Origin of the sequence: Lysinibacillus sp. FSL L8-0126, from assembly GCF_038630385.1 — a bacterium.
Classification (GTDB): domain Bacteria; phylum Bacillota; class Bacilli; order Bacillales_A; family Planococcaceae; genus Lysinibacillus; species Lysinibacillus fusiformis_D.
In genome coordinates, this window is record NZ_CP152028.1 from 1347891 (window position 1) to 1361749 (window position 13859).

At 36.9% G+C, this 13859-nt stretch carries 13 protein-coding genes; 3 read left to right on the forward strand and 10 right to left on the reverse strand.

Annotated elements, in window-relative coordinates:
• Position 1 precedes the first annotated feature (1 nt).
• On the forward strand, positions 2-697 hold the full coding sequence (locus MHI34_RS06430) for a response regulator transcription factor (protein ID WP_058843758.1): 696 nt from the start codon (positions 2-4) through the stop codon (positions 695-697).
• A 45-nt stretch (positions 698-742) separates the two neighbouring features.
• Here the strand turns inward: MHI34_RS06430 and MHI34_RS06435 are convergent, their stop codons facing one another.
• From MHI34_RS06435 to MHI34_RS06470, 8 genes are all read right to left on the reverse strand, one after another.
• Positions 743-5329, reverse strand: coding sequence for a cadherin domain-containing protein (locus MHI34_RS06435; RefSeq protein WP_342504277.1), 4587 nt, complete (start codon positions 5327-5329; stop codon positions 743-745).
• Between the two features lie 15 nt (positions 5330-5344).
• The gene (locus MHI34_RS06440) at positions 5345-5869 is read right to left on the reverse strand and encodes a tail fiber protein (RefSeq protein ID WP_058843759.1); all 525 of its coding nucleotides are present in this window, start codon (positions 5867-5869) and stop codon (positions 5345-5347) included.
• 14 nt (positions 5870-5883) lie between these two features.
• Positions 5884-6384 carry a tail fiber protein gene (locus MHI34_RS06445; protein ID WP_089933958.1) on the reverse strand — a complete coding sequence of 167 codons (501 nt, stop codon included), beginning with the start codon at positions 6382-6384 and terminating at the stop codon, positions 5884-5886.
• Between the two features lie 15 nt (positions 6385-6399).
• Complete coding sequence (locus tag MHI34_RS06450; protein ID WP_089933955.1) at positions 6400-6912, reverse strand: tail fiber protein; 513 nt, start codon at positions 6910-6912, stop codon at positions 6400-6402.
• Between the two features lie 189 nt (positions 6913-7101).
• Complete coding sequence (locus tag MHI34_RS06455) at positions 7102-7563, reverse strand: GNAT family N-acetyltransferase (protein WP_101966950.1); 462 nt, start codon at positions 7561-7563, stop codon at positions 7102-7104.
• 20 nt (positions 7564-7583) lie between these two features.
• A complete protein-coding gene (locus MHI34_RS06460) occupies positions 7584-7979 on the reverse strand; it encodes a hypothetical protein (RefSeq protein WP_058843763.1) in 396 nt (131 codons plus the stop codon).
• A 1-nt stretch (position 7980) separates the two neighbouring features.
• Positions 7981-9117 carry a hypothetical protein gene (locus MHI34_RS06465; RefSeq protein WP_058843764.1) on the reverse strand — a complete coding sequence of 379 codons (1137 nt, stop codon included), beginning with the start codon at positions 9115-9117 and terminating at the stop codon, positions 7981-7983.
• A gap of 274 nt (positions 9118-9391) precedes the next feature.
• Complete coding sequence (locus tag MHI34_RS06470; RefSeq protein WP_342504278.1) at positions 9392-10444, reverse strand: LuxR C-terminal-related transcriptional regulator; 1053 nt, start codon at positions 10442-10444, stop codon at positions 9392-9394.
• A 99-nt stretch (positions 10445-10543) separates the two neighbouring features.
• Here MHI34_RS06470 and MHI34_RS06475 point away from each other — a divergent pair, with 99 nt between their 5' ends.
• Entirely contained in the window at positions 10544-11248 is a 705-nt protein-coding gene (locus MHI34_RS06475; RefSeq protein ID WP_342504279.1) for a class I SAM-dependent methyltransferase, read from the forward strand.
• Positions 11245-12288 (forward strand): saccharopine dehydrogenase NADP-binding domain-containing protein, encoded by a 1044-nt coding sequence (locus tag MHI34_RS06480; RefSeq protein ID WP_058843767.1) that lies wholly within the window; start codon positions 11245-11247, stop codon positions 12286-12288. Before MHI34_RS06475 ends, MHI34_RS06480 begins: the two co-directional genes overlap by 4 nt.
• A gap of 51 nt (positions 12289-12339) precedes the next feature.
• On the opposite strand, the gene MHI34_RS06485 is transcribed toward MHI34_RS06480, so the two are convergent.
• Positions 12340-13062, reverse strand: coding sequence for an amino acid ABC transporter ATP-binding protein (locus MHI34_RS06485; protein ID WP_036125761.1), 723 nt, complete (start codon positions 13060-13062; stop codon positions 12340-12342).
• Positions 13055-13714 (reverse strand): amino acid ABC transporter permease, encoded by a 660-nt coding sequence (locus MHI34_RS06490; protein ID WP_036125759.1) that lies wholly within the window; start codon positions 13712-13714, stop codon positions 13055-13057. The genes MHI34_RS06485 and MHI34_RS06490 overlap by 8 nt, the downstream gene beginning before the upstream one ends.
• Between the last annotated feature and the right edge of the window lie 145 nt (positions 13715-13859).

Below are 13859 nucleotides of genomic sequence, written 5' to 3' on the forward strand. Positions count from 1 at the left end.
AATGTTAAAATCGATTATTGTGGACGATGAAATCTTAGCAATCCACTTATTAGAGGCTATGTTAAAGGACAATGAGACAGTTGAGATTATTGGCAAGTTTACAAGTCCTCTAGAGGCTATAGACCATATTCCTAGGCTGAAGCCAGATATTCTTTTTTTAGATATTGAAATGGCTGATATGAATGGCATTGAGGTTGCCAGTAAAGTAGAAGAATTAGCGCAATCAATGGATATTATCTTTATAACTGCCTACGAGCATTATGCTATTGAGGCGTTTGCAGTTCAAGCAGTAGACTATATTTTAAAACCGATTGAAAAAATGCGTTTACTGAAAACCATTGAAAGAATCGCTTTACGAAGGAAGCAAATACAATTACTAGATAGGAAAGATGAGGATATTAGCATCATCGATAATTTTCACTTTCATGTTCATTCAAGAAGAGTCTATATTGAAGATATAGCATTAACATTATCAACAAAGGAATTTCAAATTTTATTTTTTCTAGCACAACGCCCCGCGCAAATTTTCCATCCAACTGAATTGTACAAGCTGATTTGGGCTGAGGAAAGTATTGGACAAACACAGGCATTGAAAGTGCATATTAGTAATTTACGAAAAAAGCTGGAGTTCGCCTCGGGTCATCGAGCAAAAATTGTTACTGTGAGAGGATCTGGTTATCAGTTCCTTTTTGAATAAAGTCAAAAAACACGACGATTGGAATAAACTCGTCGTGTTTTTCATTCATTTTTTTGCCGCTTCTTGAATCTCATTAAATGCCCAATGATTACTCAGAACATCTTTAAATATTGGCGTTTGAAGCTCTGTTGTTACTTGACGCTCAAACAAGTCATTTAATACTTTGACCGCTTCAGCACGTGATAAATAACCATCTGGATTAAATATATCCACCGTCATACCGTTCATAATGCCCAATCCATTGACAGCATTAATTGCTTTAACAGCCCAATGATTGACGCTCACATCTTTGAAAATCATACCTTGTGAGGTAGATTTACAAAATTCTACATTTGGACTGTCTGCGCAATGCCTTTCCATCCACCGAACTGCTACTGTCGCCATTTGTGCTCGTGTAATAAAGCCGTCTGGATGGAAGTTTGTCTCAGTAATGCCTTTAAATAAACCTGCATCCTTCGCAAATTCTATTGCATCTTTTGCATCATGTTGTATTGTATCTGTATATGTCGCCCTCGCTTGGGGAATTGCATTACCTGTTAATTGACGAGCAAACATACTTGCCATTTGTGCTCTTGTAACAGGGGCATTCGGACGGAAGGTACCATCCGGATAGCCTTGAATATAAGGTGTATGTGTAACAGCGTCAGTAGTTGGTTCCTTTACATCTTCCTTTTCTGGTACATAGAGAATAGAGAAAGTAGAGAACTTATTTACCTCAAACTGTAAGCCTGCTATTCCTTTTTGATATTCTACAACCTTCCCACGTACAACCTCTTTTGAGCCATCACTATGCTCGATAAAGATTGCCAAATGAGCTAGTTGTTCATCTGTTAAATCTGTAGGCAACGGCAATGTTAAAATAACAGGACGGTTTTGCATATTTGTTTCAATTGTCATCGGGCGACCAAGCAACTCAACAACTGCACTTTCGACCAATTGCTGAACAACGATTTCCCTTTTGGCTCGTTCTTTGATTTCTAGTTGTTTATCTAGCTCTTTTATAGGAACAAGTCGGAAATAGAGGTCATCATTAAATATTTCCAATGAAGTTTTAGGCACTCCAATTCTAACGTTATCTGTGACAATTTCAAGATGAACTGCACCAGTTTTTAGAAGTGTCACTACATTATTTGGTATGGAAACATGAACTTGATTTACTTGATCCTTCTGGTCTGGAATGATGACCCTTGCTGTATCATTTCCTTGTTCCTTTAATTTTTTAATCGTCTCTGTTGCGCTCTCTGCTGTTAATGTCACTTCATCCTTCATAGTGTTGTCTACATTTTTTGTTCGTTTTATTGTTGTTTTAGAAACTAGGTTTCCATCACCAGATTCAACATCTATTACAATTTCCTCTACTTTGGTTGAAGGTATTGCTGAACCTGGCTCAAGATTTGGTGATGGATCAGTATTGCCACCACCTGTATTATTACTAATCCATTTAGCATAGATCACTGTGTTCGCTGTAATTACATTATCAAAAGTATATGGTGTTGTGTAGGCACTACTCGTATACCAGCCACCAAATGTATAGCCAGCTTTCGTTGGCACTTGCGTCGGCTGACTTGCTTTTCCTCTATGTGCCACCACCTGATTTGAAACGACACTTCCTCCCGCTACATCAAAGCTCACAGTATAATGATTAATTGTCCATTGTGCAAAAAGTGTGACATTCTCTTTAGCCATTTTAAACGTCTCATTCGGCAAATAAGAAGTTCCTGTTCCATCCGCCTTTGTATTCCAGCCTATAAAAGAGTGCCCTATTTTAACGAGGTACCCACCATTTGCAGCTACAATAATATTGTCATTTTGACTATATGTTGCATTATCTTGGGGTGCAGTTCCACCCGTACTACCATTACCATTGTATAAAACCGTATAAGTTAAAGGTGTTATAATTTTTGCTGATGATGATGCCCCTTGATCCCCATCTAAAATTAGTAATTCATCACCTTTTGGCTGAACAGTAAAAGTATAGCTTCCTATGCTATTTGTTTGGAACGCGGTAGTAAAATCAACACCTTCATTGATATTTCCAGCTAATACATTCGCTGCTGTTCCAACTGCCGTTCCTTCCTTATACAGAAGCACATCATAGCTCAATGCATTAGGAATAGTCTGCCATTTTGCAATATTTCCATCCCAGCTCAAGCCATTTGTAATGCTTGCTAGCTTAATAACCGTTTGTGTATTGGAATGGCTTGACGGAACTCCATCTAAATATACTAGCCCGTCTCCCTTGGCAGTTACGGTTACTGTATATGTCCCCACTCCAGCTGCACGCATTGCTGGTAAGAAATTATGCGTTGTTGTATCTGCTGATATGTCAACGATACTACCAATCGGAGAGCCATCTTTTAAGAGCTGCACAGCATAGCAAGATTCGCCTGTTAAATCTGTCCATGTTGCAATACCACTAGGGCTTAAAGCAACATTGTCTACTTGTTCGAGAGTAGGTAATGCTCTTATCACCGTAAGGGTATATGTTTTGGTTGCTACTCCGTTTTCAGCAGTCACAACAATGGTAATTGTGTTACTGCCTACATTTAGAGGTATTGTGTTCAATAGCCCACTTGCAATGGCGGAACCATTTACTGTAAGAGTTGCGCTACTATTTGCAGTTATCGACATTATACCAATATTTTCAACATTATGAGCCACGTTGATCTGATAATCCAATATACTATCTGTAAAATTTGGACTTAAACTGCCTGGTGAAATAACTAAATTACTTAAATAGGCATTATTACTAGGAGGTAAAGTGGTAAAACTCCATATATTTTTTGCTGTTATGCCAGCTACACCTTGATTGGATGTATCAACGAAAGTTCCATCATCCATCAATACATAATAAGTTGTTGCTTTTATTAAATTATTTGTTAATTGAATTGACACGTTACTGCCATTCACTGTCACATTTGTTGCAGTGGCTTCTATTGTTTCTATTAAATTATTATCTTGATCATAGATACGAAGATGTTTTCCTGCAATACCACTCACACTCTTGCTAAAATTTAGCGTTAGCGTAGGATTAATAGAAGCATTTGTCATATTGTTAACTGGTACGGTTGATACCAGTGTGGGAATCGGAACTTCATTGACATCTGTCACCGAAATAGTAAACACTTTTTCAAAAGATAAGTCGCCTTGATCTGTCACCCTAATCCGTACACTGTAGCTATTTTTTGTTTCATAATCAAATGGACTATTCGTTTGTAGTTTATCCCCAGCTATACTAAAGCCACTATTATCTGTTGACCCAGCACCACCTACTAAACTATACGTAAAAGAGGAAACTGCATCAGGATCAGTGGCACTTAATGTACCCACTTTGGTTCCTGATGGTTGATTTTCTTCTACTGATGTTGGGCTTAATGAAATATCTGTTGGAGCTTCATTGACATCTGAAATATTTATAGTGAATGCTTTTTCATATAAATTATTGGCACTATCGGATACTTGAATCCGCACACTGTAATTATTCTTTGCTTCATAATCAAATATTCCTGCTGTTTTTAGCTGATTCCCATCGACGGTAAAGCTACTGTTATCTGTAGCTCCTGTGCCAGCCACTAAACTGTAAGTAAACGTTTCTCCAACATTTGGATCAGTTGCGCTAAATGTACCAACAACCGTTCCTACTGGCTGATTTTCTGCTACTGTCAGCGAGCTCAACACAATATCAGTTGGACGCTCATTTAATTTTGTCACCGAAATGGTGAATATTTTTTCAAAGGTTAATCCTCCATTATCCGTTACCTGAATTCGAACACTATAGCTGTTCTTTGCTTGATAATCAAATGAACTATTCGTTCGTAGTTCATTTCCTACTATGCTAAAACTACTATTATCTGTTGACCCAGATCCTCCTACTAGACTATACGTAAAAGAGGAAACTGCATCAGGGTCAGCGGCACTTAATGTCCCTACTTTGGTTCCTGATGGTTGACTTTCTATTACTGAAGTCGAACTTAATGTTATGTCGGTAGGTGCACTATTTTGCACATCACCATACGTAATCTCTAAGTATGGGCCCAATTCGGGTGCAATTGGATTTTCTGATTTTACAATTACCATATTTTTAGCGTCGCTGCTCAGTAAAAATGTAATCTGTTGTGTATCAATTGCAGAGGGATTTTTCAATAACTCTTTTACATCAATTGATACATTAATTGGCTCGCCTGACGTATCCTTCAAAACCGATACTTTTTCAGAAGGTATATCTAAATTATTTGGAAAACTACCATCGTTCCAGTTACTTGATCCAACTCTTATTACTAAATCGGAAACTGGCATATCATTAATATTATCATTATCATTTGTAACATTTAAAATAAGGTTAGCCGAAATAATGCTTTTAGTTGTATTAATATTATTAAATTTCACAGCAGCTACACGTGTTTTATTATCAGTAGTCTTTGAAACATCTAAATAAATCTCTTCGTTAATATATTTTTCGAAGTTGCCATTACTATCGTTTAGTGCATTCAACTGTGCTACTGGAAGTAACGGCGGTACTGTAGAACTAGCACTTGCAGGTTGTATTCCTAAGGTTGAGAAAACCATTGCCAAAATGGTTAAAATTATTAATATTTTATATACTGCTGTTTTTATAAAAGATACTAAATCCATTCTCACTCCTCCTTGTTAGGGCTTCTGAGGATATATTCCTTCTAAACAAATAATAAAATTCATTGCTACAAAAGGCTGCATATTATTATGTGGCTGATTTCCTCCTTGTGGCTTTACTATGTCCACTTTCATTGCAACTGGATTTTTCACATTAACATATGGCTTTGCCGAAAGTGCTGACTCACTTCCCCAAATGGCATTAGTGGGGTTGTCAATTCCACCTGCTACTACAGAGGAACCCTGTGCGCTATGTGTATGAATAGGCATTTGCATTTCATTAAGTGTTACTGTGCTTGATCCTATTGATTGTGCAAATGTCCTTGGCGTTAAATTAGGACCATCGCCATAATGCATAGGGGCATGTCCCCTTAAATCAGGTAATTTAAATGTTGTCTTGCCATCTCCACCATAAGTTATGCCGATAATGGAATATAGAGCATTATATTGAGCAATAGATAATAAGCTGCCATCACATAATGCCCAGTCCCTCGGAGCATAGTTTCCTGCGAAAATTCTAATTTCACCTAAATACGGATCCATTCTCTAATTCCTCCTTATACTCTACTTGGAAAGATGCCCATTGTTGCGATACAAAAAGATACGCTTAAATAGGGTTGCATATTATTATGTCCTTTATTCTGCCCTGTCATTGACAAAGCAGCTTCATTCATGGCTGTATTATCTTTTTTAGCATAAATATTCTTTCCATTAACTGCACCCCATGTATTATCTTTGGGGGAGGGCTTATCTGTTGTTGATGAATCTGCTGTTATTTGATGTGTATGAGCAGGTATCTCGTTAACTGTCAATGTATGTGTTGCTTCTCCTCCTATTGATCCATAGGCAATCTGATTACCTGAATGTAATGGTACCTTCCCCTGTAAATTGGGAATCGCAAAAATTGTCTTACCATCCCCTCCATATGTAAATCCTAACAATGAAAAAAGTGCAGTATTTGTAGCTACCGGTAAAAGTTGACCATTACAAGGAAGCCACCCATTCGGTATTTTATTGAAACTAAAAAGACGTATTTCTCCTAAAAATGGCTCTGCCATTATACTCACTCCTTTTTATTGAAAATCGGGATAAAGACCATTCGTTGCAATAATAAAATTAATAACAAATGATGGCATAATGTTACTATGAGATTGAGTTCCACCTACATTAGAAACTAACTTGTTATTCATTTGTACAATATTACTGGAAACATTTGTTTGATAGTTGGTGAGGTTTGATACACCCCATGTATTATTAGCTGGTGAATTTTCTGTTGCTTCATTTGCTATATTATTGGCATAAACGCCATGAGTATGTGCAGGTAGATGTTCCTCGGTTAACATAACTGTCTCCACTCCACCTTTACTTGCCCATGGATACTGAGAACAATTATGAATCGGTAATCTTCCACGTAAATCAGGTAAAGCAAAATTCGTTGCACCGTCTCCCCCGTATTTGACACCTATTAATGAAAAAAGTGCCTCATTACCTGTAATAGTTAATAATTGACCATTGCATAGTTCCCACCCTACTGGGGCATATTTACCGCTAAACATGCGAATTTCTCCTATATATTGATCTGACATTATGCAAACCCTCCCTTATTGTAATTTCAATGAATGTTATAAAAACACATTAAACAACACCCGCTAACACATCTTAATGTGCTTCTTGAATAAACTCGACTTTCGACTTTCATATCTACTTCGATGCGAAATATTTAGAAAATGATAGGTACATAATCTTGAACTTTTTGAAATTGAAAGATTTCTTTCTTACTGCCATGTCATTTTCAAATATATTTCATCTGCTGACGATATTTGAAATCCTAATCTCTCATAAAGATTTTTCGCAGGATTTGTATGAAAAACTTGCAATATAACTGGCTTATTCCCTTCTCTTGCCTTCTGTTGAAGTTGAGTAATTAAAAATGTACCTATCCCTTTACCTTGGTAACTTGGTAAAATTGAAATATCAATAAGATGATGATAATCTGATAATTCTTCCGTTAGTAATCTCCCTACGTATTGTTCACCTACAGCAATGATAGAATGACTTGCCCCTGGAAATTGCTGATGATAGGAAGCTTGCTGTGCGCGCCATTGCATTTCTAAAAAAAGCTTCTTTTGTTCAGCTGACCATCCCCATGAATCTATTTCTTGATTTCTTGTAGATGCATAGATTTCGAAAAGAAATGCTTCATCTTCCTTTGTAATAGATTTAAGCTCGATTTTCATCACATTTGTTCCACTTTCTTTTAAACATACTTATTAGTCACAATGATAGATCTTACAAAGTTATGTCCTTTTTCAGGTAAGTCTTCCCAGCTATCTACATGCAATTGATGTTCAGTTAAGCATTCAGCTCGATTTTTACTTTTTTGAGGTACGTCTAGGACTAGCGAGATTGTGCCATAGGATTTTTCGCCTGATGGGACTTTATCTCGCCATGAACAAGAGCATTCATAACCATTCGGACCCGTTGAAGCTTTTACTCCTAATGCCTGCAATGTTGTATTTGGTGGAATACTAACTGGCTGCTTGTCCTCCTCATCATTGGTATTCCAGATTCCCCATTCCAACTGTGATTGAAAAACTTCAAGCTCACGGTCTGTTGCATTTGTAATCATTAATGAAAATGTCCAAGTCGCCATTTTAGTACTCTCCTCCTGTCGTCACTTTTTTCTTCGCGTTATCCATTACATCATATACATGTGTACGATGTAATACTGCATAATCCCATTCAGATGCGCCAATGAGCGTTGTGACATTATTATTGTCCGTTCGATAAAGAAGAATCATTTTACTAAAAATCCATGGCACAACGTCCATATCCTTATCGCTTGGGGCTTCAAAAACTCTTTCCTTTGATTTTTTTTCAGTTTGCTGTTGCTCTTTTGTAACAGCGTTTAATATATTAAATTTTGCCTTTAATTCCGCCTGTAGTTCCTGCGCTACGCTCGCCTTCACTACTTTTTCTTCAGATACGGAGATCTTTTCAGTAAATTTAAAGGCTGTTTCAATAGTGCTAACCTTCTCCTCTACCACCTTACTAGCAGTAGATAATCCATACTCATCTTTAACTGTAATTTTCCCCTTTTTAGTAACAGTTTCAATCTTAGTAGCATCCGCTCTTAAACAAGTCACCTCTACAGAAAAATACTGTTGCACTTCACGCTGCTTTAAATAAAGACTATCAAATTCTAAATCATTTACCCCGTCCCATAATATTTTAGAAATATTGAAGAGAGACGTTCGGAATAATGACATTTTTTCAAAATGAACACCACTCGGAATATATTGATTCAGATCTATATCTCTAACATCCTCAATTTCTTTCAATGTTTTGATTTTGGACCAGTCCGTAAACAAATTGTTACTTATTTCTTTTTGTCTCCATTTATCCAATTTGTTAGAAATTCGTATATTTCGAACAAAGTTATGACCATCATGTGTAATATCTTTCCACTCCGCTACTTCAAAATATCCATTTGCTCGACATCTAGCTTCATTAGGATCATTATAGGGAACATTTACATAAAGGCTTATTACTCCATACGGTGCTTGATATTCATTATTTTTATCTTTCCAGGAACAAGAAAATTCATAACCATTTGGTCCAAAAGCTGATTTGGCGCCAACAGCTTGAATCGTTTCCCCCGCTTTAATAGATTGAGGTTCTTTATCCTCTTCACCACCTGTATTCCAATAACCCCAATGCAACTGTGATTCTACCAGCTCTAAATCTCGATCTGTGTCATTCGTGACATTTAGATAGAAAGTCCATGTCATTGTTTGATCCTCCTGTTAATTGAATTTTCAGAATAATTTATATGTAATTTTTTACTATCTGTATCCCATGATGTCGATTATTGTATTTTTATGAGACTTTCTTACAGCTTTAATTATAGTATAGGTTCCATCTATTCTCTATAAAATAATTCCATTTTTTAGGTTAATTTTTCTTAACCTTCACTTCATTATTTAGTTCAATTCAATCAGGTTGAAACTTTTCACCTTATCAAAACAACAAAAATCTGCAAAAGGTGCAGATTTTTATTGTTTCCTATTCATTTATTTGAAAGCGAGAGAATATCTTCCAGACTAATTCATTACGGTCTCCCACACCTACTTTTTGAAAGATTAGCTTTAAATGATCTTGTACAGTGTAGCTAGAAATGCCAAGATTATATGCAATCACCTTTGTTGGTATGCCCCTCATCATTTCCACTACTACCTCTTTTTCTCTAGGTGTGAGTTGATAAGCAGTTAGTAAAAAAGCCAACATCTCTTTAGGAGACGCCTCATTTAATAAAATGGCTATTTGCTGCTGTAAATCGGTTGTCATAAGAAAAGAAGCTTGGATTGTAATATATCCTTTGTCATGGATAGGCACTAGTAAGGAAATAGGTGTATTGTCTTCAGCCTGTAACTTAGCGCAAGATGCCTGTATGGGCTTGGGTAATTGCCCATCCGACAAGCCTTCATTACTTCTTAAAAATGCTAGTATTTGAGAAGCCTTCGTACTCATAGATAAAATATGATAATCCTTATCTAAAATAACGATGCCACTCTCTCCTGCTTCTGTTGACAGCCGCTCTTCAATAATTGAATGGTAGAACGCCTTTAATGCCTCTCCCATCACTGGCATGAGTATTTTTACTTGTTCCAGCTCATCATCTTGAAAGATGGGCTGTGCATTTTTCATCTTTTTAAAAAGAGTTAAAAAGCCATAAGATTGCCCCTGAAACATTAATGCAGCTCGAATTTCGTCGCTAAAGCCATTGGGCACTAATATCTCCCTATAACGCAAGCTCTGACTACTTGCATCACTTAATCGTCCTATACATTGGCCACTTTCCACTAGCTTTCTATAGTTATTCACATCTTCAAATGCATATTCAAAAGTCATTATTTTTTGATGAACATCCTCAATCGATTGCTCTGTTACAGCACCGATCGAAAAAAGGGTTTGCGTATCTGTCACTGAACAGCAATAGGCATCAAAATCAATGAATTTCCGTAATTCTTCTACCATCATTTGTCGATATTGAAATGAATTTTGACTATTTTTTATACATCTCTCTGATATCCTTTGCCAATCATGACAATTTCTCATAAAACTCCTCCCCCCAGAATTATGGGATAGCACATTCTCCATAAGTATTTATAATTGAGAATAATTATTAATTATATTGTACAACACGGAGGTATAAAAATGAAAAATCCACTACATGATTGGCACAGTCCCATTGTATCTACTTATCAAAATACCATTCGACAAAAAATTATAGGCTATGACCTCATGTATAACATGATGACAGATATACTTCGTGGTCACCCTGTCATTGATAACACTTTAGTAGTAGGTGCTGGCGGAGGTCAGGAACTTCTTACTCTAGGAGAAGCCTTCCCTTCCTCACATTTTACAGCCGTTGATACTTCAACAATCATGCGACAGGCTGCTGATCAGCGCATACAGCAGCTTGATCATGACCTTCATATTGATTGGTATGAGGATGATGTACTTTCCCTCAGATTCCACCATCCATATGATGTTACTACCTGCCATTTGGTTTTACATTTTATAAAGGATCTCGAACAAAAAAGGGCACTACTGCAAAAATTGGCAACAAGCCTACAGAATGGGGGCGTCTTATTCATTTCTTCTATTAATGCTGATATGACAGACACAATATGCCAACAGCAGCTCAAGTATTGGCGAAATTCCATGTACCAAAATGATATTTCCGAAGAAGATTGGTTACGTTTTGAGCAGTCCTTTGGCTCAACTATTTATCCAATTAAACTTGAATTATTGATTGACTTACTACATGAGGTCGGCTTCACAAAGATTGTTCCCTATTTTAAATCATATTTAGTCGATGCATTAGTAGCCACGAAGGAAGAGGTAAATAAATGAGCAGAGAAAATATTTTAATTGTCGGAGGCTATGGTGAAGTCGGTAGTAAAATGGCAACTATGCTACTCACAAGCTATCCAAACAAAATATGGATTGCAGGTCGAAGCTTTGAAAAGGCAAAACAATTTTGCGCACAACACCATCATCTTGCTAAGCCTATCCAAATGGATGTGTCCAAGACCGTAAACGCTCAGCAATTAGCCAATGTAGCACTTGTCATTATGTGTCTAGAGCAAAAAGATACTGCATTTGCACATCTCTGCTTGAAGGAAGGGATTATGTATATCGATATTACGGCAAGCTATGCCTTCCTAAAAAAATTAGAGGAACTCCATCCAATAGCTAAACAGAATAATGCAACAGCCGTTTTTAGTGTTGGTATGGCACCTGGATTGACTAATTTAATGGCTATGCATGCTGCACAGCAATTAGCCTCCATCGAGAAACTCCATATTTCTATCCTACTAGGAGCAGGCGATACACATGGAAACGCGGCTATTCTCTGGATATTACACCAACTAAACATTCCGTTTTATAGTTATAAAAATAAAAAAACCACTAATTTTACTAATAGGAGAAAAGTTCCGTTTAAAGAGCTTGGCAAACGTAGTGTGTACCAATTCAACTTCTCAGACCAACATACATTAGCAAAGCATTTCCCTACTATTCCAATCATGACAAGATTGGGCTTTGATGTAGAGTCACTCAATTGGTTCGTATCCTTTTTGCAAAAAAGCCGAATTGCAAAATTGTTAAAATTCAACAAAATACAAACAACACTCGCTTCTCTCATTCAAAAAATAAAAATTGGCTCAGAGGTATGTGGCATTCACGTAGAAGCCATTGGGAAAAAACATCATAAAGAAGCAGTCTTTACATTAGACTTTCTTGACCGTGATGAATCTCTCGTGACAGCAAAAGTTGCAACGGCGATTGCTAAAGAACTCCTGAACAACAAGCATCCCTTTGGAACTTATCATATTGAGGAACTGTTTACACTAGAAACATTACAAGCTCAATTCACATTTTCTTCCCAATAAAAAAAGCATTTAGCACTCGCCTATACGGGAGAGCTAAATGCCTCTGATTATTTATAAAACTTTTTCCAAAAAATCCTTTGCACGCTGTGTTGATGGTGCTGTAAAAAACAATTCTGGTGGAGCATCCTCAATGAGCTTACCACCATCAAGGAAAAGAATACGATCAGCAACCTCACGAGCAAAGCCCATCTCATGTGTCACAATCAACATGGTCATACCTGAATCTGCGAGGCTTTTCATAACTGCTAATACCTCTTTTACCATTTCAGGATCAAGTGCTGATGTAGGCTCATCGAATAATATAACTTTAGGGTCCATCGCAAGTGCTCGCGCAATGGCAACACGTTGCTTTTGTCCCCCAGATAATCGGTTTGGATATTCCTGGCGCTTCTCAAACAGTCCTACTTTCTTCAGTAGTTCTTCTGCTTTGTTGATAGCAGCTGTTTTATCTAACCCCTTCACATTGATTGGGGCATATGTTAAATTTTCTAGTACTGTTTTATGAGGGAAGAGATGGAAATGCTGAAATACCATTCCTACTTCTGCACGTATTTTCATAATATTTGTCCCTTTATCCGTAAGGACATCCCCTGCGATTGTTACCTTTCCACTCGTGGGGATTTCTAATAAGTTTAAGCAGCGAAGGAATGTCGATTTACCAGATCCTGATGGTCCAATAATGGCTATTACTTCTTGTTCTTTGATTTCTGTAGAAATACCCTTTAGTACTTCATTTTGCCCATATGATTTGTGTAAATCTTCAATTTTAATCACTTTTTCTCATTCCTTTCTCGATTCGTTTACCAAGGAACGTTAAAACAAGCGTCATAAGGTAATAAATTACTCCCGCAAAAAGTAATGGCTCAAGATAACGGTATGTTGAACCTCCTACAATATAGGCACGACGCATAATATCTAATGCACTGATTACCGTCACAACGGCTGTTTCTTTATTTAATGTAATAAATTCATTAACTAAAGATGGTAAAATATTTTTTACTGCTTGTGGAATAATAATATCCTTCATCATTTTTGCATATGGAATTCCAAGTGCTTGTGCAGCTTCCATTTGCCCTTTATCCACTGCATTAATACCAGCACGGATAATTTCTGAAATATAAGCACCAGAGTTTAAACCAAATGCAATAATCGCTGTAGGAATTGGTTCAATTTGAATATCCAGTAATTGTGGTACTGCATAATAAATAATCAATAATTGTAATACAAGTGGTGTACCACGGAAAATCGACGTATAGAAATCAGCAAACCAACGTAAAACATTGACCTTACCAATTTTACATAATGCCAGTAGTATACCTACGATAAAACCGATGATGGATGCACCGATTGCAATTTGAAGTGTAACACCTATCCCTTTTAAAATATAAGGAATAGAGGGAACAATCGCCGTAAAATCTAAATTCACAGCGCTCCCTCCTTTCTTTTTCATCTTGATACAGCTATTGTTTTTTATACAGAAGGTGAAACGTCGAGCATAGAAAACTCTCCCCTCTATAGGGGAGAAGAAAAGCACAAGCGATAGCCCAAATAAGAGCTATCGCACGCTTTAA